At 59.7% G+C, this 24,240-nt stretch carries 22 protein-coding genes; 8 read left to right on the forward strand and 14 right to left on the reverse strand.

Features of this window, described 5'->3' with window-relative positions; genetic code table 11:
* Nucleotides 1-117: 117 nt before the first annotated feature.
* Nucleotides 118-1,131 (reverse strand): zinc-binding alcohol dehydrogenase family protein, encoded by a 1,014-nt coding sequence (locus AS026_RS13860; protein WP_062370053.1) that lies wholly within the window; start codon nucleotides 1,129-1,131, stop codon nucleotides 118-120.
* A gap of 107 nt (nucleotides 1,132-1,238) precedes the next feature.
* Between AS026_RS13860 and AS026_RS13865 the strand changes: the two genes are divergently transcribed.
* Nucleotides 1,239-1,622 (forward strand): winged helix-turn-helix transcriptional regulator, encoded by a 384-nt coding sequence (locus tag AS026_RS13865; RefSeq protein WP_062370057.1) that lies wholly within the window; start codon nucleotides 1,239-1,241, stop codon nucleotides 1,620-1,622.
* Nucleotides 1,623-1,721: 99 nt separating this feature from the next.
* Here AS026_RS13865 and AS026_RS13870 read toward each other — a convergent pair whose 3' ends face one another.
* The 9 genes from AS026_RS13870 to AS026_RS13910 all read right to left on the reverse strand — a co-directional run bounded on the left by AS026_RS13870 (nucleotide 1,722) and on the right by AS026_RS13910 (nucleotide 11,174).
* The gene (locus AS026_RS13870; protein WP_062370059.1) at nucleotides 1,722-2,609 is read right to left on the reverse strand and encodes an intradiol ring-cleavage dioxygenase; all 888 of its coding nucleotides are present in this window, start codon (nucleotides 2,607-2,609) and stop codon (nucleotides 1,722-1,724) included.
* Nucleotides 2,610-2,616: 7 nt separating this feature from the next.
* On the reverse strand, nucleotides 2,617-4,371 hold the full coding sequence (locus AS026_RS13875; protein ID WP_062370063.1) for an FAD-dependent oxidoreductase: 1,755 nt from the start codon (nucleotides 4,369-4,371) through the stop codon (nucleotides 2,617-2,619).
* Complete coding sequence (locus AS026_RS13880) at nucleotides 4,364-5,479, reverse strand: branched-chain amino acid ABC transporter permease (RefSeq protein WP_100248166.1); 1,116 nt, start codon at nucleotides 5,477-5,479, stop codon at nucleotides 4,364-4,366. Before AS026_RS13880 ends, AS026_RS13875 begins: the two co-directional genes overlap by 8 nt.
* Before the next feature lie 6 nt (nucleotides 5,480-5,485).
* On the reverse strand, nucleotides 5,486-6,349 hold the full coding sequence (locus AS026_RS13885) for a branched-chain amino acid ABC transporter permease (RefSeq protein ID WP_062370066.1): 864 nt from the start codon (nucleotides 6,347-6,349) through the stop codon (nucleotides 5,486-5,488).
* Complete coding sequence (locus AS026_RS13890) at nucleotides 6,336-7,058, reverse strand: ABC transporter ATP-binding protein (protein WP_062370069.1); 723 nt, start codon at nucleotides 7,056-7,058, stop codon at nucleotides 6,336-6,338. Before AS026_RS13890 ends, AS026_RS13885 begins: the two co-directional genes overlap by 14 nt.
* On the reverse strand, nucleotides 7,058-7,777 hold the full coding sequence (locus AS026_RS13895) for an ABC transporter ATP-binding protein (RefSeq protein WP_062370072.1): 720 nt from the start codon (nucleotides 7,775-7,777) through the stop codon (nucleotides 7,058-7,060). Before AS026_RS13895 ends, AS026_RS13890 begins: the two co-directional genes overlap by 1 nt.
* A gap of 128 nt (nucleotides 7,778-7,905) precedes the next feature.
* Nucleotides 7,906-9,186 (reverse strand): ABC transporter substrate-binding protein, encoded by a 1,281-nt coding sequence (locus AS026_RS13900; RefSeq protein ID WP_062370076.1) that lies wholly within the window; start codon nucleotides 9,184-9,186, stop codon nucleotides 7,906-7,908.
* A 54-nt stretch (nucleotides 9,187-9,240) separates the two neighbouring features.
* The gene (locus AS026_RS13905; RefSeq protein WP_062370079.1) at nucleotides 9,241-10,302 is read right to left on the reverse strand and encodes a maleylacetate reductase; all 1,062 of its coding nucleotides are present in this window, start codon (nucleotides 10,300-10,302) and stop codon (nucleotides 9,241-9,243) included.
* On the reverse strand, nucleotides 10,299-11,174 hold the full coding sequence (locus AS026_RS13910) for a dioxygenase family protein (RefSeq protein ID WP_062370082.1): 876 nt from the start codon (nucleotides 11,172-11,174) through the stop codon (nucleotides 10,299-10,301). Before AS026_RS13910 ends, AS026_RS13905 begins: the two co-directional genes overlap by 4 nt.
* A gap of 97 nt (nucleotides 11,175-11,271) precedes the next feature.
* Between AS026_RS13910 and AS026_RS13915 the strand changes: the two genes are divergently transcribed.
* Nucleotides 11,272-12,222 (forward strand): LysR family transcriptional regulator, encoded by a 951-nt coding sequence (locus AS026_RS13915; protein ID WP_025659551.1) that lies wholly within the window; start codon nucleotides 11,272-11,274, stop codon nucleotides 12,220-12,222.
* A 237-nt stretch (nucleotides 12,223-12,459) separates the two neighbouring features.
* Here the strand turns inward: AS026_RS13915 and AS026_RS13920 are convergent, their stop codons facing one another.
* Entirely contained in the window at nucleotides 12,460-13,065 is a 606-nt protein-coding gene (locus AS026_RS13920; RefSeq protein WP_082728530.1) for an NUDIX hydrolase, read from the reverse strand.
* Nucleotides 13,066-13,176: 111 nt separating this feature from the next.
* Here AS026_RS13920 and AS026_RS13925 point away from each other — a divergent pair, with 111 nt between their 5' ends.
* On the forward strand, nucleotides 13,177-13,764 hold the full coding sequence (locus AS026_RS13925) for a pyridoxamine 5'-phosphate oxidase family protein (RefSeq protein ID WP_062370085.1): 588 nt from the start codon (nucleotides 13,177-13,179) through the stop codon (nucleotides 13,762-13,764).
* Nucleotides 13,765-13,897: 133 nt separating this feature from the next.
* Here the strand turns inward: AS026_RS13925 and AS026_RS13930 are convergent, their stop codons facing one another.
* Genes AS026_RS13930 through AS026_RS13940 form a run of 3 tightly spaced genes read right to left on the reverse strand, consistent with a single transcriptional unit; the run spans nucleotide 13,898 to nucleotide 17,412 of the window.
* The gene (locus AS026_RS13930; RefSeq protein ID WP_062370088.1) at nucleotides 13,898-14,245 is read right to left on the reverse strand and encodes a hypothetical protein; all 348 of its coding nucleotides are present in this window, start codon (nucleotides 14,243-14,245) and stop codon (nucleotides 13,898-13,900) included.
* A gap of 48 nt (nucleotides 14,246-14,293) precedes the next feature.
* Nucleotides 14,294-14,977 carry a hypothetical protein gene (locus tag AS026_RS13935; RefSeq protein WP_062370092.1) on the reverse strand — a complete coding sequence of 228 codons (684 nt, stop codon included), beginning with the start codon at nucleotides 14,975-14,977 and terminating at the stop codon, nucleotides 14,294-14,296.
* Nucleotides 14,974-17,412 carry an arylsulfatase gene (locus tag AS026_RS13940; RefSeq protein ID WP_062370095.1) on the reverse strand — a complete coding sequence of 813 codons (2,439 nt, stop codon included), beginning with the start codon at nucleotides 17,410-17,412 and terminating at the stop codon, nucleotides 14,974-14,976. The genes AS026_RS13935 and AS026_RS13940 overlap by 4 nt, the downstream gene beginning before the upstream one ends.
* Nucleotides 17,413-17,950: 538 nt before the next feature.
* Here AS026_RS13940 and AS026_RS13945 point away from each other — a divergent pair.
* The 5 genes from AS026_RS13945 to AS026_RS13965 all read left to right on the forward strand — a co-directional run bounded on the left by AS026_RS13945 (nucleotide 17,951) and on the right by AS026_RS13965 (nucleotide 24,100).
* Nucleotides 17,951-19,051 (forward strand): nucleotidyltransferase family protein, encoded by a 1,101-nt coding sequence (locus AS026_RS13945; protein WP_062370101.1) that lies wholly within the window; start codon nucleotides 17,951-17,953, stop codon nucleotides 19,049-19,051.
* Nucleotides 19,052-19,516: 465 nt separating this feature from the next.
* Entirely contained in the window at nucleotides 19,517-20,062 is a 546-nt protein-coding gene (locus AS026_RS13950; RefSeq protein WP_062370242.1) for a 3'-5' exonuclease, read from the forward strand.
* A 165-nt stretch (nucleotides 20,063-20,227) separates the two neighbouring features.
* Nucleotides 20,228-22,000: an adenylate/guanylate cyclase domain-containing protein gene (locus AS026_RS13955; protein ID WP_062370104.1), complete on the forward strand. Its 1,773-nt coding sequence runs from the start codon at nucleotides 20,228-20,230 to the stop codon at nucleotides 21,998-22,000.
* Between the two features lie 600 nt (nucleotides 22,001-22,600).
* Nucleotides 22,601-23,260, forward strand: coding sequence for a helix-turn-helix domain-containing protein (locus AS026_RS13960; protein ID WP_062370109.1), 660 nt, complete (start codon nucleotides 22,601-22,603; stop codon nucleotides 23,258-23,260).
* Nucleotides 23,261-23,503: 243 nt separating this feature from the next.
* Nucleotides 23,504-24,100 (forward strand): response regulator transcription factor, encoded by a 597-nt coding sequence (locus AS026_RS13965; RefSeq protein ID WP_062370111.1) that lies wholly within the window; start codon nucleotides 23,504-23,506, stop codon nucleotides 24,098-24,100.
* The last annotated feature ends 140 nt before the right edge of the window (nucleotides 24,101-24,240 follow it).

Genomic DNA, 24,240 nt, shown 5'->3' on the forward strand with positions numbered 1-24,240 from the left:
TCTTTGACACGGCCCAGCCTCTCATTGATCAACCAACAGGACCGAGATCTTCAGCCAAAAATCTATTGGAGGAGGACTAGCTGGCGGATCACACCATGGAGATCCGCCTACGGTGGTTCAGAAGCCCTCAAGAACGACCTTGCCCTTGGTCTTACCGCTCTCGATCCCGGCGTGCGCCTTTTGCAGGTTTGCTGCGTTGATCGGCGATAGTGTCTCCGTCAAGGTCGTGCGAATCTTGCCATCGTCGACGAGACGAGAGACCTCGTTCAACAGCTTCCCCTGCTCCGCCATGTCTGCCGTCTGATAGATCGAACGCGTGAACATCAGCTCCCAGTGTATAGAGACCGCCTTTCGCTTGAAACCTGTCACGTCCAGGGTTTCAGGATCGTCAATCAAGCCGAAGCGCCCCTGCGGAGCGATCAGCTCGATGATTTCCTTCAGATGACGGTTGGTCTCCGTCGTCGAGAAGACATAAGCCGGGGCACCGATGCCGAGGGCTGCCACCTGATCGGCGATCGGCCTTGAATGATCGATCACATGGTGAGCACCCAACGACTTCACCCATTCCTGCGTTTCCGGCCGAGATGCGGTTGCGATGACAGTGACATCAGTCAGAGCGCGCGCGAGCTGGATTGCGATAGACCCCACGCCGCCCGCTCCGCCGATAATGACGATAGCGTTGGCGGCGCCTGGCACCGGCCTGCGGATGTCGAGCCGGTCGAAGAGCATTTCCCAGGCAGTGATCGCCGTGAGAGGCAGGGCTGCAGCCTCGGCATTGGACAGCGTCTTCGGCTTCCGTCCGACGATTCGTGCGTCGACGACGTGGAACTGGCTGTTGGCGCCGGGTCGGATCAGGGAGCCTGCGTAGAACACTTCGTCACCGACTGAGAAGTCGCCCGCCTCCGGGCCAGTCTCGAGGACCGTGCCGACGGCATCCCAACCCAGAATTTTCCATTCATCGCGCGCAGGATTTACGCTTCTGCGGATCTTGGTATCGACCGGATTCACCGACACGGCCTTGACTTCGACGAGAATATCGCGGCCGGACGCCGTCGGACGGGGAAGTTCGACGTCGATCAGGGCATCCTTGCGCTCGATGGATCCTGCTGCCTTGTACGCCACAGCCTTCATGTTGAGCTCCTGCTTCTTGCTGTTTGATATGAGGCATAAGCTGGCGTATATTCGCTAAAGTGCAATACGCACAAAATATGCACGTAGTACCAAGAAGGATACTGTAGATGGGCAAGGTTCGTCATTCCCGGTTCGATTGCTCGCCGGGTTGCTCGGTCGAAGCTGCGATCGGCCTCATCGATGGCAAATGGAAGTCTGTGGTGCTCTTCCACCTTCTTTCTGGCACGCTTCGGTTCAATGAGATCCGGCGACAGCTACAAAACGTCACTCCCCGCATGCTGACGAACCAGCTTCGCGAGCTCGAAGAGGATCGGTTGATCGAACGAAAGGTCTATGCGCAGGTGCCGCCGAAAGTGGAATACAGCCTGTCTCCGCTTGGCCGCAGCATGGAGCCGATCCTCCTCGCCCTGAAGCAGTGGGGCGATGCCAATATCGACTTGTATGGCAAGCCGAAAGGCACTCCTGCCCGTCATGAGAGCAAAGCCGCGTAAGGACGAGCGTTGCGCGGCACTTCAATCAGTGTCTTCTCCTCAAGGCGCGGTAGAACGCGATCGTCGTGAATACTGCCGCGGCGGGGCCTCGCTTCCGGCTCATAGACGCGGATTTGGAGCCAGTACGAAATCGTGTTCCACCTGCCAGAATTTATCCCGGAACCCGAGTTCGTGTGCCCGAACAGGATCGATCATCAGGCAGAATTTTGCGAGCAGGCTTTCCTTGACGCCGAAGACCGCATCCGAGTGGATATAGGGATCATCCGGGTCGAAGATGTGGGTGGTGAGTGTTTCGAACCCGTCTGCCTTGACAATATAGTGCAGATGCGCCGGCCGGTAGGGATGGCGACCGAGATGGCCGAGCAGCAGGCCGACCGGGCCATCGTCCGGGATCGGATAGTATTTCGGCTTCACCGCGCGAAACCAGTAATGTCCATCAGCACCCGTGCGGAAAATGCCGCGCAGGTTGAAATCCGGCTGGATGCCCTTCTGCTGCACGTCGTAGAACCCCTCGTCATTCGCCTGCCAAACATCGATGACCGCATTTTCAATCGGCCGGCCCGCGGTATCGAGGATGCGGCCGCTGATCACCATGTCCTCGCCCTTCTCGTCGAGGCAGATATTGGCACCCATCGGCAGTTCCGGCGCATCCGCGACGTGGAATGGTCCAAGGACGGTACTCTCGGAGGCGCCCGAGGGCTTTCTGTTGTTGATCGCATCGACCAGCATCGAGACGCCGAGCACATCTGACAGGAGGATGAACTCCTGCCGCCATTCGTTGCACATATGGCCGGTGCGGGTGAGGAAGAGGATCGCCTCCATCCATTCCTCCTGCGTCGGCTCCAGTTCCTTTACCGCCTCGTGCAGCTTGCGGGTGACGACCTCCATCACCTCCTTCAATCGCGCGCTTTTCGCATCGGCGTTTCGGCTTGTGACCACCTCGACGGAATTTTCCTCGGTGAAATAGCCCTTTTCCTTGGCGTTCATGATCACCTCACCGATCCAGGATGGTCTTCAACACGCGGCGCAGGGCGCCTTCGGGATCGGCGACCGCCGCATCTGCGCGCCAGGCAACATGGTGATCCGGCCGCACGAACACAGCACCGGAATCGCGGACCTCGCGGATGCGGGCCCAGTCACCAGTCAGATCCTGCCATGCCTGCCGTGGGCCTATCTTGTGAACGGTGATCGGCAGGCCGAATTCCTTCGACAATGCCTTTGCCGCCGCCACCCAGCCATCGCCGCCGATGCCGGTCAGGATGGTGAAGACGCCGTGGCCGGTGAGATCAAGGCTCGACACCTTGCCACCATCGGCGCCAAACAGCCAGGCATGTGGCAACCGGGCGCCGGGCCATGTCGTCTGCTGGAAATGCAACTCGGCGTCCTTCCCGAAGGCCGGTTCCGGTTGGCCATCCTTGACGACAGCGGTCGAGGCATAGCGGTGGTTCATCTCGACACCATGGGCATCGAATTCATAGACCTTGTAGGCGATTGCCTCGCGGATTGCGGCGCGCTGGCGCTCGGCATCGGCGGTATCGTCGCAGCGCGCATCCATGTTTTGCTGCATTTTCACCGGATCAACGGAATCGAGCAGGCCGAGCGCCTTGAAGATTGGACCGAATTCCTCAATCGACTTGTTGGCGCGGGTGACGATCTGCCTGGCGACCGGCGCACGCTCAGCCTGATAGCTGTCGAGCAGTCCCGTTCCGGCCTGCCCCTTGATGACCATGGCGAGCTTCCAGGCGAGGTTGAAACCATCCTGGATCGAGGTGTTGGAACCGAGACCATTCGACGGCGGATGGCGATGGGCGGCATCGCCCATGCAGAAGACGCGGCCATTCGAAAGCGTCGTCGCATACATGTTGTTGACCGTCCAGGTGGAGACCGACTTGATCTTGGGCTGGAGGTCGGCAACGCCCGTCAGCTCGCGCACAACCTTGGTCGCGGAGGCCTCGTCGACCTCGGGCGCCGGCTGGTTGATGTCATAACCCCAGACGATCAGCCACTCGTTCCACGGCCGCACCATGCGCACGAGCCCCATGCCGATGCCGCCGACATCCGCGCCCGGCTGCAGCACCCAGTAAAGTACCGAGGGGCGATGGGCGACATAGCGGGAAAGATCGGCCTCGAACAGGATGTTCATCGAGCCGGCGACGCCCATCTTTCCTTCGAAGGAAAGACCCGCATGTTCGGCGACCTTGGAGTTGCCGCCATCGGCACCGATCAGGAATTTTGAGCGGATGGTGATTTCCTTGCCGGTCAACCGGTCGAGACAGGTGGTGGTGACGCCCTCGGCATCCTGCACATGGGTGAGATACTGGGTTGACATGCGCGACTGCGCGCCACGCGAGCAGGCCGTCTTGAAGAGCAGCGGCTCCATATAGGTCTGCGGCAGGTCATTCATGCGTCCGGGCGAGGACAGGATATGCTCGGCACGCGAGAGCGGATGGTTGCCCCAGCTCTGCATGCGGCCAATCTCCTCCCCCGCAACGGCGGTGCAGAACACGTTCTGGCCCATCAGATCCTGCTCGGTCGCGAACATGTAGGCCTCGTCTTCCACGTCGCGGCCGAGATCACGGAGAACCTCCATGGTGCGCTGGTTGGTGATGTGCGCGCGCGGCGTGTTTGCCAGCCAGCGGTAGCGGTTGATCACCAGCGGCTCGAGACCGTAGGTAGCAAGCAGCGCGGCTGTCGCCGAGCCCGCGGGTCCCGTTCCAATGATCAAAACGTCGGTGGTGATGTCAGCCATTCGGCCCTCCCTTGTCATCCTGTCTGAGTGGTCCGCCCTTCAGCAGGCGGCGGACCGGAAAGAGTTCCCAACCGGTGCGGTCGCAGATCAGCCCCCAGAGCCCCCTTGGCGCAAAAAGCATGGTGACGATGGCCAGCCCACCAAGCGCCATCAGATACCAGGAGCCGTAGTTCGAAAAGGCATTCTGCAGCAGAAAGAAGATGATGACACCGAGGATCGGACCTTCGATCGTGCCGATGCCGCCGATGACAACGATGAAGACGACATAGGCCGTCCAATCGGTGAGCGAGAAGGCGGCATCGGGCGAAATCCGAGCCTTCTGCAGGTAGATGAGCGCGCCGACGATGCCGGTGAGAAACGCCGTCAGCAGGTAGATCGCAGTCTTGAGCTTCCGCGCATCGACACCGAGCGCTCGGGCCGCCGTTTCGTTGTCGCGCACGGCCGCGAGCCCGAGGCCCTGCTTGGAGCGCAGCAACTTGTAAACGAAGGCGATCGTCAGCGCCGCGAGCGCCAACGCCAACCAGTATGCTAGCGCGTCGGCAGCCGCGGAAGCGCGCATGCCGAACCAGTCCTGAAGCAGCGAGATGCCGAGCATCTCCCGTGTCGCTTCGCGTGGCAGCGAGGTGCCGGTGCCGCCGCCGAGCATCTTCCACTGCGCAAAAAGCAGCCGCCCGACTTCTGCGATGACCCAGGTGCCTATCGCGAAATAGGGACCATAAAGCCGGAAGGCGACGAAGGACGTGGGTACGGCGATGATCATGGCGAAGAGACCGGCAAGCGGGATGGCGAGGATGGGATCGAGACCCGCAAGGATCACCAGGCCGAACAGAGCATAGGCACCGCAGCCGACAAAGAGCTGCTGACCGACGGAGATCAGACCCGCATAGCCGGCAAGCAGGTTCCAGTTCTGCGCCAGCGCCAGCATGGTGAGAATGAAGAACAGATCCTGAATCACCCCGCGCGAGACAAGGAAGGGAGCCGCGGTCAGCACCAGGACCAAGACCAGGGAAATGACGGCGAATATGGTGGAAAGCCGTGTGCGCGTTTCCACCCGCCAGCCCGCGGGCGCTTCGATCTCGGTCGTCATGGTTTCAAGACCTGGGGTCATGGCGTCTCAGTCCGCTGCTCGGGGAAACAGGCCGCGCGGCCGGAAGAGAAGCACGAGTAGGAAGGCGATATGCCCGACAAGGATCTGCCATTCCGGATTGATAGCCGCGCCGACGGTCTGAGCGACACCGAGGATGATGCCACCGGCAAGCGTGCCCCAGAGCGACCCAAGCCCGCCGATGATGACAGCCTCGAAGGCGTAGATCAGCCGCGCCGGCCCCGCCGTCGGGTCAAAATTCGCGCGCGTGCCGAGATAGAGCGCCGCGATCGTAACGATCACCATCGCAAGCCCGGTGGCGATGGCGAAGATCGAGTTCGGCCGGATACCCATGAGACTTGCGGTCACTACGTCATCGGAGGTGGCGCGGAAGGCGCGGCCAAGCGCAGTGCGATAGATCAGCTGGTTGAGCGCGACGATAACCAGTATCGCGGAGGCGAAGGTGATCAGCGGCATCACGCCGGCACTGATATTGCCGAGACTGACAGACGCCGTTTCCAGCGCACCGGCCGAGATGCGGCGGCTATCGGCGGTGAACCCTTCCAGGAGGCCGTTCTGGATGACGATCGACAGGCCGAAGGTGACGAGCAGCGGCGGCAGGATATCCTTGCCCAGAGTGCGGTTCAGCAGGTGATATTGCAGCACCCAGCCGAGGGCGAACATCAGCGGGGCTGCAATAACGGCGGCGACGAAGGGATCGAGCCCGAGCGTGGAGACGATCACAAGGATGAGGAAGGCCGCGAGCACGATAAGGTCGCCGTGGGCCAGATTGACAAGGCGCATGATGCCGAAGACAAGGCTCAGGCCCGCGGCAAAAAGGGCATAGAGGCCGCCGAGCAGCACACCCTGCAGGAGCGTATCAATGAAGCTCATTGGGCTCTGCTCCGAAATAGGCCGCATGGATATCGGCGCGATCGAACTCCGCCGGTTGACCGGACAGCGTGACGCGGCCCTCCATCATGCAATAGACGCGGTCGGCAACCTTCAACGCCTGGGCGATATCCTGCTCGACGATGATGATGGCAGCGCCCGCGGCACTAATCTTGGAGAAGGCGGCGTAGATATCCTTGATGACCACGGGCGCAAGACCGAGGCTCAGCTCGTCGCAAAGCAGGATGTCCGGGTTCGACATCAGCGCCCGGCCGATTGCCACCATCTGCTGCTGGCCGCCAGACAGCGCGGTCGCCGGATTGCGGCGGCGCTCTTTCAGGATTGGAAAAAGCCGGTAGATGCTGTCGAGGGTCCAGGGACCGTCCACCGAGCGGCCGTAAGCGCCGACCTGCAGGTTTTCCTCGACGGTGAGAGAGGAAAACAGCTTTCGCCCTTCCGGCACCAGCGCGATGCCGCGGCGCACGACATCGGGGGCGGCAAGCGCGCCGATCGGTTCGCCGCGATGCAGGATCATCTCGGCGCGATTGGTGATGATGCCCGCGATCGAGCGCATCAGGGTTGATTTACCGGCGCCGTTTGCGCCGATCACGGCGACGGTCTCACCGGCGTCGAGCCTGATATCGACGCCGAAGATTGCCTGGAAATCGCCATAGAAGGCAGTGAGGGCTCGGGTTTCGATGAGGCTTGGCATCAGACCTCCATTCCCAGATAGATTTCGCGTACTTCGCTGGAGGCCATGATCGTCTCCGGATCGCCGACCCCGATCACCCGGCCAAAATTCAACACGAGGATGCGCTCGGCGACTGCGGTCAAGGCGTGCAGCACATGCTCGATCCAGATGACGGCGATGCCGCGCTGATGCACGCGCTTGATGGTGGCAACCAGCTGGCGGCATTCGCCCTCGGTCAGCCCGCCGGCGATTTCATCGAGCAGCAAAAGCTTCGGCTTTGTGGCGAGCGCGCGGGCAAGCTCCAGCCGCTTGCGTTCAAGGAGGGTAAGCGAGCCCGCGGGCATGTTGGCCTTGGCAATCAGACCGGTTTCCACGAGAATATCAGCGCAAAGACCGGCGACCTCGCTTTCCCTCGCCTGCGCACCAAAAGCGCCAGCGACAAGAAGGTTTTCATAAACAGTCAGCTGATCGAAAGGCTGCGGGATCTGGAAAGTGCGGCCCATGCCGGCCAGGCAGCGCTGCATCGGGGGCTGACGGGTGACGTCACGGCCATCGAAGTGGATGGTGCCGGTCGCGACGGAAAGATTGCCGCTGATCAGATTGAAGAGGGTCGACTTGCCGGCGCCATTCGGCCCAATGACGCCGAGCGCCTCACCCGGCTCCACGCAAAAGCCGATGTTTTCGGCAAAGACGAGCGCGCCGAAGGATTTTGATACAGCGTTGAGTTCGAGTATGGGCATCACGTTCTCGGTTCTTTGTGCGGCTTTCCGGGAAAACCCCTTATCCGGCCTGACGGGCCACCTCTCCCCGCGCGGGGAGAGGCAAGAGCAAATCCACAATTCCGGTTCCCCTCCTCCCCGGGAAGAGCCTAGGCCAATGCCTCCAGCTTGCCGCCCAGCGGCACATTCGGCGCCAGGCTGTTTTCGACAACCACGAGATCATACCCGCCGCCCGATTTCAGTCGCCACTGGCCGCCGACAAGCGGCGTCTTGGCAATGTTCTTCTGGGCAAAAGGCGGCAGCTTGTCGCTGCCCCAGGCAACTGGACCAACGAGCGTATCGAGCTTGGTCTTGCCGATGGCCTTGGCAACCGCATCGCCATCGCCCACGTCCTCGGCGCGCTTCATCACATCGACCGCTAGCTCGAACAGGGCGTGGGCAAAGCCGATCGGCTGCGTCCAGGGACGCCCCGTCGCCTTGGTGAAGGCCTCTGCAACGGTCGCAGCCGTTTCGCCCGTCAGCGACGACTTGAACGGATGGCTCGGCGTCCACCAGACTTCGGTCGACAGGTTGTGACCGGCGTCGCCCAGCGCCTCCACGGTTTGCGGGAAGAGAAGCGCCTTGCCGATCGAAGCGATCTTCGGCTTCAGGCCCTGCTGCTTGGCCTGGTTCCAGAAAGTGGTGAGATCAGGCGGGATCATCACGCCGGTCAGGATATCGGTTCCGGCCTGCTTGAAGGCATTGATCTGTGCGGAAAAATCGTCCGTCAGGTTCTGGTAGCGGCCGGTATCGGTCAGCCCATAGCCGAGCTTTTCCAAGACGGGCGGGAAGCCTACCACCTTGTCGCCCCAGGCATTGCCGTCGCCATCGTTCGGGAAGAGGCCGCCGACCTTCTTGTTGGTCTCTATCTGGCCCCACATGCCGGTGAAGACGGCGATAATATCCTCAAGCCCCCAGAAGAAGTGGTAGGCATAGTTGAACGGCTTCCATGAGGCCGGGTCGCCGGGATTGCCCTGCTGGCCGATGAACCAGGGCTGCCAGGGCGCGACGGTCGAGATGCAGGGCATCTCCTCGGCCTCGCAAGTGGTCGAGACCGGGTTTGTCGTTTCCGGGGTCGAGGAGACCAGCATGAGGTTGATCTCGTTGTCGACGATCAGTTCCTTTGCCACTTCCGCCGCACGGTTGGGGTTGGACTGGCTGTCCTTCACCACCACCTCGTAATTGAGGCCCATACCCTTGGTCGTTGCCAGGAAGGCATCGATGACGAACTTGTCGGCTTCGCCGAAGGCGGCGAGCGGGCCGGTCTGCGGGCTGACATAGCCGAGCTTGATCGCAACGTCCTTTGCGATCGCCGGGGCGGCAAGGCCCGATGTGGCGAGAACGGCCCCGCCGGCGGCCGTCGTCTTCAGAAAATCGCGTCTGGTAAACATGCTTCCTCCCATTGTCCTCTCCTCCCAAAGAGCGCGCAAAGCGGCATGCAAATGTCAGTCTGTCGGCCGCCTCCCCTCGAAGGCGTCCTGCAACAAGGACCGGATCGACGTCTTGTCGATCGGCCGTGGATTCCAGTAGGGATTTTCGACCGAAATTGACGCGGCGCGATCAAGATCGGCCTCGCTCAACCCAAATTCCTTCAAGGACAGCGGCGCTCCGATCGCCTTTGCGAAATCCCATAGCCCGCCACCGATCGATCCGCCGAAAATCTCCGCAGCCGGGGCAAGTTCCGCAGCGGCTGCAGTGGCGTTGAAGGCGACAGTATGAGGCAGCATGACCGCGTGGGTTTCTGCATGCGGCGTATCGAACGAGCCGCCGAGCGTGTGGCAGATCTTGTGGTGCAGCGCCATGCCGACCGTGCCAAGCACCGTGCCGCAGAGCCAGGCGCCATAGAGCGCGTCACTGCGGGCTTTTACATCGCGAGGTGCGTTGACGATCTCCGGCAAGCTGCGGGCAAGGGCGCGCAGGCCCTCCAGCGCCATCAGCGTCGAAATCGGATTGCGGTCCTGCGCATAAAGTCCTTCCATTGCATGGGCCATGGCATTGAGCCCGCTGGTGATGCTCATGGCGACCGGAAGGCCGAGGGTCAGTGCCGGATCGTAAATGACGACCTCCGGCAGGATTTTCGCATCGCGTATCGTCGTCTTGCGGCCGGCTTCCGTCTGGCCGAGGATCGGCGTGACCTCCGAACCGGCGTAGGTGGTCGGTACGACGATCTGCAAAAGGTCGGTTCGATAGGCGATCGCCTTGCCGAGCCCGGTGGTCGATCCGCCACCGAGAGAGACGACGCAATCCGCCAGTGTCTCAGCCGCCACCTTCACCGCTGCTTCCGTCACATCGACCGGAGTGTGCATGGTGGCACCCGAAAACACGCCGCAGGCAAGCTTGCCGATTTCACGGGCCAGAGCCTCGGCATCCGCCCTCTGTTGCGGGGTCGAGAGAACGAGTGCCCGCCTGCAGCCGGCTTTCTCGATCCACTGGCCCACCTGACTTCTCGCGCCTTCAGCAAAGATGATGCGGGCCGGGCTGCCGGCATAGGAAAAGGGTTGGGTCATGACGCCCTCCCCGGCTTGGCGCGAACCATGACAAAGGTGAGGTCTGCGGCCTTGCCGTGCCTGCCATCGACGTCGGCGGGCTCGAAACGGGAAACAAGTTCCGGCCGCACGCCGAACAGCGCATCCTCGGAAAGATGCGGGTCGCTGGCATCATAAATCTGGGTGGTGATCGTCTCGAATCCCTTGGCGCGGATGACAAAATGCAGGTGCGCCGGGCGGCGCAGCGGATAGCCGGTATCGGCAAAAAGTCTCCCGACCGGTCCATCATCCGGTACACCGTAACCCGAGGGCACGACAGAACGGTAGTCAAAGTGGCCCTGCGCATCCGTGCGGAACAGGCCGCGCAGATTGTGTTCGGGCTGCAGGTCGGGCTGCTGGTTCTCGTAAAATCCCTCGGAATTGGCCTGCCAGGTCACGACCTCGGCGCCCCCGATCGGCAGCCCATCGAGATCATTCACCTGTACCTCGACGGCGAGCGGCTCCCCGATGCCATCGAGCGAGATGGAGGATCCGCAGGCGCGCTCCGGTGTGTCGTTGCGAAAGAATGGGCCGCGAATGGTGTTCGGCGTTGCGCCTTTCGGCCGGCGGGTGTTGATCTCTTCCACCAGCGCGGAGGCTCCGATGAGGTCGGAGAGCAGCACCCATTCCTGGCGGCGATCATCAGACGCGTGGCCGACCTCCGTCAGGAAGGCGATGACCTTGCGCCACTCGTCCTGGGTCGGGCGGAACTGTTTGATGAGATCGTGCACATGGGTTACGGCGGCAGCGATGAGCCGCGGCAGATTGCTGTCTGGACCGGTGGAAAAACGCTCGGCGAAGGCTTCCGACGATGTCGCTTCGCTGAATGTGAGCGCTTTGGCACCCAACGACATGCTCCACCTCCCCATCCCGCCGTCCTGATAAATCCACCATAACAGCAGGAAGCGGATGGATTGATGATTTTGCTTCAGCTCAATATAACAGATCGTTATGAAGATCGATGAACGTCACCTGATCCAGCTTGCTGCCGTCGTCAAGACTGGCGGCGTGACGGAGGGCGCGGCGCTGCTCGGGCTCGCCCAGCCAGCCGTGTCGCGCACACTTTCCATGCTGGAAAAGCGCGTCGGCGAACCGCTGTTCATCAAAGGCCGGCGACCGCTGCAGCCGACGCCCTTCGGCCTGGCACTGGCCGAGCATGGCTTCGTCATGCTGGCCGCCTCCCGCAAGGCTTCCGATCTCCTTGAAAGTTTCCGCGTTGGCAAGAGCGGCGTCGTGCGCGTCGGCGGCACGCCGTTCTTCATGGATGCCCTGATCGCCGGGCTCTGCGCAGAATTCCAGGCACACCATCCCGATGTGCGCATAGATCAGAGCTACGGCTATTTCCCGGATCTGCGCGCCGCATTGAAAGCCGACCAGATCGACCTTGCCATCTGCCCGATCGACATTCTCGACGAGGGCTCCGGGCTGGAATTCCAGCAAATCCTGCCCGGCCGCAACGTCATTGCCTGCCGCATGACGCATCCGCTGCTCTTGAAACGCCGGCCGCAGCCGAGCCATCTGCTTGATTATCCCTGGGTCGCCCCGCCGCCCGGAAGCCCGCTGATGACGGACCTTCGCGCGCTGCTGCTCTCCTTCGGCGCGACAGAGATCAAGATCCGCTATTCAGGCGGGTCGCTTATGGCAGTGATCAACTATCTGAAATCGGCAGATGCGCTGACAGTGATGCCGCACAGCGTCGTTTTCGCGCAACGCAAGGAAAAGACGATCACAGCCCTGCCGGTGAACATTCCCCACCCGGAGCGGGCGCTGGCGATCCTGAAGAGGACGGACGCCCCAAGGACGCCCGCCGTCGAACAATTCGCCTCCTTCATCCGAACCGGTTTTCAGGATCTCCGCCACCTCATCAAGCGCCATGAAGAGGCTGTCATCTGGGGGCTTTGAACAGCTTTGCATTACCCAGCGAGACTTGTACTTTGGGGTCGCGCGTTTCAAGGCAAACCAAGCAAAGCGGCGGCGTTGCGGGGGCGCATGCCCGGCAAGGCCGATCTTGCTCTCGTGAAGACCTGACCGACCTCGGGCGGCAAACTCAACGACCGGCAACGCAACTTTCTCGGCTACCACACGCCAGCCGAGGGAACGATCGGTCAAGCCGACAGGTCAGCCGCCGAACCAAGGCACCTAAACTTTGGTGTGGCAGTCAGTGACAGAAAGGACGCTCGAAATCAGACCGCGCAAGTCCGGATGGGCAACCTCATTCGCAGCAATCGATGCGGGTAGCCAACGTAGGATGCGTTGACCCTTCTCGGGAAAATCGTCGAAGGTCGTCGTAACGCGAATGCGATATAGGCAAACACGAAAGATCGAAGGGGTTCCGGATTTTTGGTAACTGAAGGATCCAACCGGATCCCTCGTCACGATGCCACGAACGCCTGCCTCCTCAAAAGCCTCGCGCACGGCACCCTCGGATGCACTCTCCCCAGATTCCATGTGCCCTTTGGGAATACCCCAGTCTCCGGTACGACGGCTGGAAATAAGCAAGACCTCAGGCTCGCCACCAGGCTCAACCTGGCGAAAGCACAGTGCGCCTGCCTGTTCGACCGTATCTTCAGGGGAGTTGCCAAGCGCCGGTCGGAGTGGAGTTGTCGTCAATATGGTTGCGTCCTGACAAAAAGAGCGCCGGTGACCTCGGTCAGGGCGAATCAGCTCGTGCCTTTTATGACAGTTCCATGACGAACTGTCTGCCAGCCACGATCTCAAAAACCATTGAGGCGCGTCTGAAGACATAGTTTTTCTACTGACAATCACGCGAAGAACTGTTTTCTCCTGGGATCACAAGCGCGCTATTAAAGGATAGAGCGAGCATGAGCCCCCAAGGATCTGGCAGGAGCCAATAATTTGGATATCGAAGAAGCAAGCCTGTGCGAGGTGGAAGCATCGGCGTGGAGCGAACTTGAGAAGGGTGCCCTCAGTCCAGAGTCAAGTTTCAGGCAGGTGACCCTATGTTCGGTCGACGCATCGTTGCGGCCGCAAGCACGCATGATTGTGCTGCGAAAGGCAGATAGACGTGGCCGCCTCTTGGAGTTCCATACCGATATTCGAAGCCGAAAGTGGAGCGAGATAGAATCAAATGCCTGTGTCACGGTTCTTGGATTCTGCAGCCGAACCAGGTTGCAGCTTCGTCTAAAGGGGACGGCGACGCTTCATGGACCTTTCAGTGAGCAGGCAGAGGAGGCTTGGACAAAGCTATCGGAGTGGACCCGTAGAACCTATACAGGTGGACCGCCCGGAGACCCATTGGGCAGTGACACACAAGTGCACATGGCTACATCAGGCGACACCACCGGGAAAGCGGTTTTCGGAATACTGACCTTCCAGGTCGAAACATTGGATTGGTTCATGTTGGAACGGGACAATAACCGAAGGGCCGAGTTTATCTACAATGACATCGGCGTACTGGTGTCCTGTCGCTCGATCAATCCTTGAGTAGCCGGTCGCTAATTTGCTTGAGGAAACGGAAGTATGGGACTGTAATCATACCGACTTATCAGAGATCACAAGCGGTCATGACAGGGTGATCGCATTCAAATACCGCTTGGCCAGACTATCGCGGCGAAACTCACTTGATCGCATCGCCGCGCCAGATACGTGCCAGCAGGAGCGAAAGGACAGCATGCAGGACCACAGCTGGCCAAAGCAGAATACCGGTCATTCCGTGAGCTAGACCGAGATAGGCGAGATAGAAGGTCACAAGGATACTGTAAGAGAGCATGCCCTCAAGGGGTTTGCTCCGCCAACAGGCGATACCCAGTCCGATCAGCGCAATGCCGGCGACACGCGCGGCGGCCGCCGCCACGCCCACCAAGGCCTCCCCAAGCAGAAGCTCACCGACGAGCGCGGGGATGGCGACCAACGCCAGGCCAGTCACAATTTCACCGATGGCCGCGACAGCCAGCGCCCTGTTCATCACGCCGATCCTCCTCTCGGACACCTTGGTCACGAGGACGTGGCAACACTAGCACGGTGGCAGCGGATAATATCCGCAGGCTGGCGGCGGGTAGTAGGGCCGGTAATAGGGACGGTCGTAGGCGGCCGCGGCCGCACCAGCGGCAGCCGCTCCGTACCATGCTCCCCGATAAGCGGTTCGTCGTGCCACACCCGCAAAGGATCGCGGGGTCCTCGGCATGCCAATAATGTCGATGAAAATCGATGCCGGGCCATCTGCCCTGGCGAGACTGCCCTCCAGTATATCCACCTTGAACGTCAGGTTCGCGCCCTCGAGCTTTGGCTCCTTCAAAACGACGACGGCGTCCTCAACGCTCGACGCGTCCTTGTTCAGCACCGAGACGGTGGCGTTTGGTGGATCCTTCTCGAAGCTTCCGCCCTGAGCCCACTCTTCCAGCAAGTGCGTGGTCAGCGCATGTCCGGCGGAACGCACCGGCCGGTCGGCGAACAGGATCGAGTTGTTGGAAATGCTCGTCAGCGTCAGCGTGTCGCCCTTTAAGGTCGCACCATCGGAGTTCATTACGATAAGCGACGGAACCAGTTCCGTCTTCTGCGTGCTCGAGGTGCCGATGGACTTCGTCGCTGGCGCGGTGATGGCATCCTCGGCGATCGACGTCGACGCCGTCAGAATGCCGAGGTTCGCGGCTACGGCAAGGGTGATGCCAAGCGTGATGATGGTGCGCTTGAGGCTCATTGGTTGCTCCTCCCGAGCTCAAAGGTCAGCTTGTCGATCTTGCCGGTGAACTTGAATGGCGTGTCGTAGCGATATTCCACGAGCGCCACGCCTGTGCGCGTATCAAGGCCGACGTCGAAGGTCTCGTCCTCGGGAAACGTCACCGGAATGCCATGTTCCAGGGAGTTGCGGGCTACCTCCTTTCCGTCGACCGAGAGGACGCCCGTACCGCCTGTACCGAGATTGGTGCCGTCCGCCTTGTAGTCAAAGGTGACCCGGTGTTTGCCTACTTCCAGTTCGGGCCCTTCCCATATGGTCCGCTTGAGGTCGAGCAGGTTGTAGAGGAAGACCACCCTGCCCCGGCCAACGCCGAAATCGCCCTTGCTCAGGAAGAGGCCGTAGCCGCCGAAGCGCCCGCCTTCCGTGACGATCATGCCCTCCGCACCGCCCTCGGGAATATCGACATCGGCGGTGATTGTGTAGGATTTGTTCATGATGTTGGGGGCCGCACTCGCGGGCACGCCGCTCAGTTCACCAGAATAGCTGAATTCCGTTCGACCGGCCGTGAGGTTCGGGCGTGGCGTGTTCCATCGGGTAAGCGTCGAGTTGTCGAGCGGCAGCACGTTGTACTTCTTTGCCTCGGAGTAGAAGAGGTCCTGCATCTGTTTCAGCTTGTCGGGCGAGGCTGACGCCAGATCGTTGGCTTCTGTCGGATCATCAACGACATTGTAGAGTTCCCAGTTGTAGCCGGTAATCACATCAGGCGGCGTCTTGGTGCTGAGTTCCCATGGCAGCGTGGCCGGCGTCGTCGCCGCCACCCAGCCGTCGTGATAGATGGCGCGGTTGCCGAGCATCTCGAAATATTGGGTTTCGTGCCGTGTCGGAGTATTCGCGTTGGCCTTGTCCCAGGTGTAGACCATGCTGACACCCTCGATCGGGCTCTGTGGAATGCCATTGATCATGTCCGGCGCCGGAATGCCTGATGCCTCGAGTATGGTCGGCACGATATCGATCACGTGGTGGAACTGACGGCGCACCCCGCCTGCGTCGGTGATATGGCCGGGCCACGACATGACGACGCCCTGCGAGGTTCCCCCGAAATGCGAGGGCACCTGCTTGACCCACTTGAACGGCGTATCCATCGCCCAGGCCCACCCGGCCGCATAGTGCGGGAAGGTTCGCTCCGAGCCCCAGAAGGGATACCAGAGGAACTGGTCCTTGACCGGCACCGAGACACCGTTGAAGGTCGTGAATTCGTTCGGAGTGCCGTTGACCATGCCCTCCGCGCTCGCCCCATTGTCACCACCGATGTAGATGATCAACGTGTTGTCGAGTTCGCCAAGGTCATCGACCGCCTGGACGACGCGTCCAATCTCATGGTCGGCATAGGCAAGATAGGCGCCGTAGATATCCGCTTGACGGATGAACAGCTTCTTCTCATCGAAACTCAGCGAATCCCATTGCGGCAGGCCGTCCGGCCAAGGGGTCAGCTTTGCGTCCTGAGGCATGATGCCGAGCCGCTTCTGGTTGGCGAAAATCGTCTCCCGCACCTTGTTCCAGCCGTCGTCGAACAAATGCATGTCACTGATCTTCTTGATCCATTCCGGCGTCGGATGATGCGGCGCGTGGGTTGCGCCCGGCACGTAGTAGACGAGCCATGGCTTACCGGGGGCAATCTCCTTCAATTGCTTGATGTATCCGATCGCTTCATCGGCCATCGCCGTCTCGAGGTTCCAGCCCGGATTGCCTTCGAAAGGGTAGATGGCTGTGGTGTTGCGGTACAGGTTCGGCTGCCACTGGCTAGCATCGCCGCCGACGAAGCCGTAGAAGTAGTCGAAGCCCATGCCGTTTGGCCACTGGTTGAAGGGTCCCGCCTGGCTCGACTGATAGGACGGCGTATTGTGGTTCTTGCCGAACCACGACGTGGCGTAACCGTTTTCCTTCAGGATGGTACCGATGGTGCCCTTCTCGATCGGGATAATGGAATCGTAGCCGGGATACCCCGTCGCGATTTCACCCACGACCCCGAAGCCGACCGAATGATGGTTGCGTCCGGTGATCAGGGCAGCCCTCGTCGGCGAACAGAGCGACGTGGAGTGGAAATTCGTGAAGCGCAGCCCTTCCTTCGCGATGCGATCCATCGCGGGCGTAGGGATGACGCCGCCAAAGGTGCTCGGTGCACCGAACCCCTGATCGTCCGTCATGATGAGCAGCACGTTGGGCGCCCCCCTGGGTGGCACGATGCGCGGGGCCCACCATGGTGTCGATTCCGATGCCTTCTGCTTTATTGCGCCGCCAAATTTCGGATCCGGTGAGGGAAGTTGTTTTCCGGTAATGGTGGTGGTGGCTCCGGGCGAACCCGGCGTACCCGTTACCTGTTGTGCCCAAGCCCATCCTGGGACACAACCAAGGGCTAGGAAGCCCGCACCCGCAAGCATGCTCCGGCCAATTTTCATGACGCCCCCCTGCCCGCAAACATAGCAAGGCACGATTATAAATTAGAGGTTGCTAAATTGCATCAATTAATTCGTGCGCCAAAGGCCGCGAACCCATTGGGATCCATAGCTCGGAGGACTTGATACCGGTTATCTTGGGCTAATAGGTTGACAGAATAGGGAACCCTTGATTTCGCTGGAACGGTCAACGAATTTTTCTTGAAACTGACAGCGAATTGTTTGGGGACGCCGCCGAAAGAAGCGCTAATCCGCCGACGAACAAGAACGACAAATGTTGACACTCTGGCCAAGGGGAGAATGGCCCAGTGCCGCGATACAAATGGCGTGAGACATGGCCGGGAGAAGGCCATGAGGACTACATCGCCTTTGACGGCACCCGCGAGTTCACGTTCCTTGAGTACCCGATCGAGGTCCATCAGCGCGGCCAACCGGCTATACTAGATTTGCGGAAACAGTATAGACCACCAACTGGGCGATGCAGCTTGCCCAAACGAGTTGGCTATACTAGATCTGCGGAACTGGTATAGGGGCCGATCTCATGAAGCAAATTGACCTCATGTTTCGCACGATGGTAGCGGAACTCCAACAGCGGACGTTCGATGCTCAATGGTCGGCCGAGTTTCCTCCGACGGGTCGCTTCGTCCCGGTGACAGTCGATAATCGCAAATACTGGTATTTCGATGAACCAGACGGCGCGGGCGGTCAAAAGCGGCGTTATGTCGGACCTGCTGACGATACCGAAATCTCCGCTCGGGTCGCAACTTTCAGGGCTGAAAAGGACGATTACCAGAACCGGCGAAAAATGGTCTCAGCCCTGACGCGCGAAGCCGGTATGATCGCGCCGGATCGTTTCACGGGCGCGGTCGTCGAGGCGCTGGCTGCAGCCGGTCTTTTCCGGCTTCGTGGCGTCTTGGTGGGAACGGTCGCCTTTCAATGCTATGCGGCATACCTTGGCGTGCGCCTACCCATGGCCGCGATCCTGACAGGTGATGCCGACATTGCCCAAGATTACGCGATCTCGGGAGAAGTGGCAGATTCCATGCCGCCAGTTGTCGAACTGCTGCAAGGGATCGATCCGTCATTCCGGGCGCTCCCGCCCATATCCGGATCGCCCCGCTCTAATGCTTTCCGGAATGATAGCGGCTACCGCGTCCAGTTCCTGACGACAAACCGGGGATCGGAGGAATACGCTGATCAACCGGCGAACATGCCCGCGCTCGGCGGAGCTGCGGCGGAACCGCCCCGATACATGGATTTCCTGATCCGTGATCCGGTCCGAACGATCCTGCTGCATGGTGCCGGTGTCTCAGTCGTTGTGCCCGATCCGTCGCGGTTCGCGGTCCATAAGCTGATTGTCGCTGGTCGTCGCCTCGATGATGCCGGTGGGCGCGCAAAGAAGGACAAAGACTTGCGCCAGGCCGGAATGCTTTTCGAGGCACTGCAAGAAACTGCCTATGGTCGGGAACTGGCTGCCGCTTTGCGTGAGGCGTGGGGTCGAGGGCCGTCATGGAGGAGTGCGATCACGGCGGGCGTTGATGCAGTTCATAACCAATATGAACCGGCCGTCCATCGCACGTTTGGCGTTCTGCCGCTAGAGGAAGTGGAAAAGGCCCGTCTATCCAATGAGCATAACGTCTGACGAGTTGCTCATCGCGCATTGATTTGCAACGGAAAATTCAACTTGAAGTTGATCCGCTTTATACTCTTATTAGCAATCAGAAATACCCTCACCTGCATCGCGAGTTGCGAAGAAACGATGTTTTGATTTCGGCACCGCCGAGATGGTCGAAGCACCCATCGATGCCTTGTACTCAAATCGTGCGATGCGAGCCCATCAAACTCAAGCGGCGAGGCAAACCCCGCGACAGCCAGGGGCCAACCGCTTCGACGCGGCTATGGGCAGTCCGGCACTGGACGCGACACGCAAGAATGCTGCCCATCCCTACCAGCAAACCGAAAAACACTGCTGGTGAGCTAACGTGCCCCAACTATGGTCGTGAGTGGCATATTCGAGCAGGATGAGCCATCAAACCGATCGAAGAGAAAGGGCTCCGATCGCGGACTCGGGATTGCGACCATTTCCATCACGCCCTACCTACTGGCGATGATCGTATTTCTCGACTTCGAAGCCTCCTCCCTCAGCAAGCACAGCTACCCCGTCGAGATCGCCTGGGTCTTCGAGGATGGGCGCTCGCGGTCATTCCTGATCAAACCGAAGTCCGGATGGACGGACTGGTCCGCAGATGCGGAGAAGATCCATGGTATTTCGCGCGACCGCCTGCAGGAAGAAGGAAGCGACATCGAACTCGTCGTGCGGGAATTGATGGCAGAGCTTTCGGGGCACGAGCTTTATGCGAGTTCGCCCTCCTGGGACGGGAAGTGGCTCAGCGCACTGCTTAGGGGTGGAGGAAAGCCACGCCATGCATTGCGGCTTCGCAAATCAGACGATCTCTTCATCGAAGCGGCGTCTGCCATCCTTGGTGCCGATAGCGCAAATGTCGATATTCCGGGTTTCGTCGCCGATGTCATCGCCCAGTCGGAACCTGTCAATCCGGCTCATCGCGCACTTCCCGACGCACGCCTCGAGCTGAAACGGCTCGGGCTTGTCCAGGGTGCCGCCAGGAAAATTGCAGCCTCCTGCCACGATTGACGCGTCCGTTGCTGCAAGCTTTGCCGTTGCTCCCAAGCAGACATCGTCGGCGAACAGGTTGTAGGTCGCAGATGCACCAGAGAACCTGATCTCAGAAGAGATCGCTCCAAGCGGAAGTTCTCCTGTCTCTGTCTTCCTGCTATCGTGGAGATGGGGGATGACCCTATGAGCGAGAATCGCAAGCTGGCTGCAATTCTGGCCGCTGATGTAGTCGGATATAGCCGGCTCGCCAGCGAGGACGAAGACCGCACCCTTGCAAGGTTGCGGGCACTGCGCAGCGACCTGATCGATCCAACCATCGCCGTGCACAATGGCCGCGTGATCAAGCGCACCGGAGATGGAGCGCTGGTCGAGTTCCGCAGCGTTGTCGATGCCGTGCGCTGCGCCATCGAGGTACAAAATGGCATGGCCGAGCGCAATGCCGGCGTTCAGCAGGAGCGGCGCATCGAGTTCCGGATCGGCATCCATCTGGGGGACGTAGTAGAGGAAAGCGATGGCGACCTGATGGGTGATGGCGTCAACATCGCCTCCCGTCTCGAGGGGATCGCGACCCCAAGCGCCATTTGCCTGTCCGAGGATGCCTATCGCCAGGTAAAGGCGAGGCTCGATCTCACCGTCAGCGATCTTGGAGTGATGCAGCTCAAGAACATCGCCGAGCCGATCCGGGTCTATTCGCTTCAGGTCAGTGCCGCTGCGGAGGCAAAGCCAGCAATAACCGCAGGCGCCGTGGCTCATGCTCGGGCCGAATTACCGCCGGAGCTTTCGATTGCGGTGCTGCCCTTTGTCAACATGAGCGGCGATGGCGAGCAGGAGTACTTCGCCGACGGCATCTCCGAAGATATCATCACTGCGCTATCGAAGCTGTCGCAGCTGTTTGTCATTGCTCGCAACTCATCGTTCACTTTCAAGGGCCGGAGCGTGAACGTGCAGGAGGTGGGCCGCAATCTCAACGTACGTTACGTGCTGGAGGGAAGCGTTCGCAAATCAGGCAACAAGGTAAGGATCACCGCGCAGCTCATCGATGCGACCACTGGCGGGCATCAGTGGGCAGAGCGTTTCGATCGCGACCTGAGCGATATCTTCGCGGTGCAGGATGACGTCACGCAGCAGATCGTCGGTGCTTTGGAACTCAAGCTGACGGCCGGGGACCAGCAGCGTCTCGCGGCCGAGCAGACACAAAATCTGGAAGCCTATGACTGCTTCCTGCGGGGTCGTGAACACATGTGGCGGCTCACGAGAGAGCAGAACATCGAGGGCCAGCAATTGTTGCAGCGCGCCATCGATCTGGACCCCAACTTTGCCCCGGCCCACGCGTTCCTCGCCGTGGCGCAGGCACTGGCCTACGTCAACCAGTGGAGCCAATCGCCCTCGACGTCACTGCAACAGTCGATCGTTTCTGCGACGCAGGCGGTCGCGCTCGACGATCGATATCCCTACGCGCATTGGGCGCTGGGCGTCACCAACTTGTACCTGCGACGACTTGACGTGGCCATCCGCGAGGCTGAACGCGTGATCGCGCTTGCCCCCAATCTTGCCGAGGGCCACGAGAGCCTCGGCAACGCTCTGCATTATGCGGGCCGGTCCGACGAGGCCCTCGTCTGTTTCGAGCGGGCAGTTGCGCTGAATCCATATTATCCCGACATCTTCCTGCACTTCCACGCGCAGGCGATGTTTCAGTTGGGCAGGTACGAGGAAGCCGTTGCCTTCCTGAAGCGTCGGCTTGTGCGCAATCCCGGCACCGACATCTCACGCGTGTTGCTAGCGGCGAGCTATGGTCACCTCGGCCGCTTCGCGGAGGCGCGCGAGGAGTGGGACGGAGTGTTCCGCATCAATCCTAATTATTCTTTGGAGCACCGGCGCAAGGTGTTGCCCTACAAGAACCCTGCCGATTTCGAGCGCGTTGTGGACGGCCTGCGCAAAGCCGGTCTCACCGAGTAATTGACGCGGTAAGCCTACAGCCTGATCCGCGGCGGCGCTAATGCTTCCAGCGCTGTGGCGCAAATTGCGCCGACACCCGAAATTGTCATCAGTCGAGAAGCGAGGGCATCTTGCGCGGCGGGTATGCGAAGCTCCTTCTCAAGCACGGCGATCTCGGAGATCAAGACCCCTTATTCCAACAAACCCCTGCAGAGCATTCCGGCTGCCATGGGCTCGGACCGCAGATCCGCTCACCAATTCAATGCCACTCCGATGAGCATCTGACGGCAACGCCTTACCCATTGGGGTTAGGCGCCTGGTAGAACAGACTTCGGTGCATAGCGTTATCGACTGGAACCGAGGTGTCTTGGCGAGTCCACTGCACCGGGGCTGCCAATGAGAGAAGACGCCAGCAGCTCCAAACGCGCCGATGAGCGCTGAGACAGCAGCAGAGGTTCGCGCTTAAGCCGCGCCGATCGACGTAGGTAAAGCTACCAACATACAAGTGGAAAAGCGGGATGTAAGAATACTGTGCCACATCCACCGGCAAGGAGATTTCAAATGCGAATTTAGAGGCGGGTGTGGTGCGGATTCCGGCCGAGTAACTAGGTGCATTTCCGTATGACGCTGTTCGTTAAGCACCCTTGCACTGCTACGCTCTGCGCCGATCTAAAAAAGATATGCGACGAGGAGCATTTCAAATCGTATGCCGTCCTCAAATTTCCCGACGCTGGCACTGCCAATTTTTCTGACATGCTTATTGGCACAGATTGGTCAAAGGACGCCATTCTTCAAATATGCAAGGAACGCGTTTTTCAAACGAAACTCCTAGATCTTGTCAAGCTTTCGACGTTGCCGATGGAGATAGAGCTAGAAAACAGAATAGAAACTTGCAACGATTCAGTATTCATTATGTCTAATTTGGGAAACAGACTTTCCGCCTTCTGCATATACGACCCGGAAGACAGTAAATATCTATTACTATTTACGTCAACCGCGCATCAATACCATAATAGCAATTCTGTGCTGATGAAATGCCTTGCTGCAATTAACAGTTACTTCAGGCAATCTGTTGCTTCAAGACAAAGATCGCCGCTATCTCAGCGCGAGATCGAGTGCCTGCGCTGGGCGGCGGCGGGTAAGACCAGTGAAGAAACCGCGATCATCCTGTCCCTGTCCGGATCAACAATTAACACGTACCTAAAATCGGCTATGCGCAAGTTGAATGCGTACAACAGGATTCAGGCGGTTGTGCAAGCTTACAAACAGAAAGTCTTGTGACGCTGCTGTCCATTGCAACGCTACCACCCGACTTCAGCAATGCGCGAAGACTGAAGGCAGGCGCCGAAGTAAGCGCCGCACCGCTGGGCGCGCCGATATCGGTCCCCTCAGATAGACGTCTTTAGCAGCTCATCAACGTGCGCATCGGTATGTTTACCTACCTGGCGCCTCTACCAATTGCAGATGGAAACGCGGTATCTTCCTGAGATTTCATTTTTAATGCAGTTGTGATGGTATTCGTAAATGGTTCAGCGAAATCCGGTCTATCTCATCGATGATGATGAATCGATCAGGGATGCGATTCTGCTGAATTTGCACGTCGACGGGATGATCGCCATGGGGTTTCCCGACTGCAACGCTTTTCTGTCCAATCTGCCGAATTTGAAGCCGGGCTGTATATTGCTTGATCTACATATGCCGACGAAGGGTGGGTTGGAACTGCAAACGGAGTTGGCCAAGGCGTGTATCTACTGGCCCATCATTGTCGTCACCGGAACCAGAGATCTCGAAAGTTGCCGAGCGGCATTTCGCGCAGGCGCGGTCGATTTCCTCTGCAAGCCCATTGGTGGCGATGAGCTACGGGAAGCGCTCAAGCCAGCGTTCGCACAACTGGAAACGCTCCTGGAACGCGACGAAGCAAGCCTTCTAGTGCATCAGCTCACGCTGCGAGAGCGGGAGGTATTCGACTTGTTGTGTCGCGGATTCGGCACCAAAGAGATTGCGAAGGTGCTTGCTATTTCCACCCGGACCGTCGATGCACATCGCGCCAACATTTCCACCAAACTGGGCACACGGTCCGTTGCTGAGTTCGTCCATATTCAGATGTTAGCATCCGTATAGGCAGCTGACTTGGGTGAGGAAGTAAGACACCGAGACGGCGCCGAAATCCGCTTTACCTCAATGACGACGATAAATTCGATGAGGGATGCGATACTACCGCGCATGCAGGTCACGGACTGACCTTTGAAGCCGGGCTATGT

The sequence above is a fragment of the Rhizobium altiplani genome, assembly GCF_001542405.1.
GTDB classification, from domain to species: Bacteria; Pseudomonadota; Alphaproteobacteria; order Rhizobiales; family Rhizobiaceae; genus Rhizobium; species Rhizobium altiplani.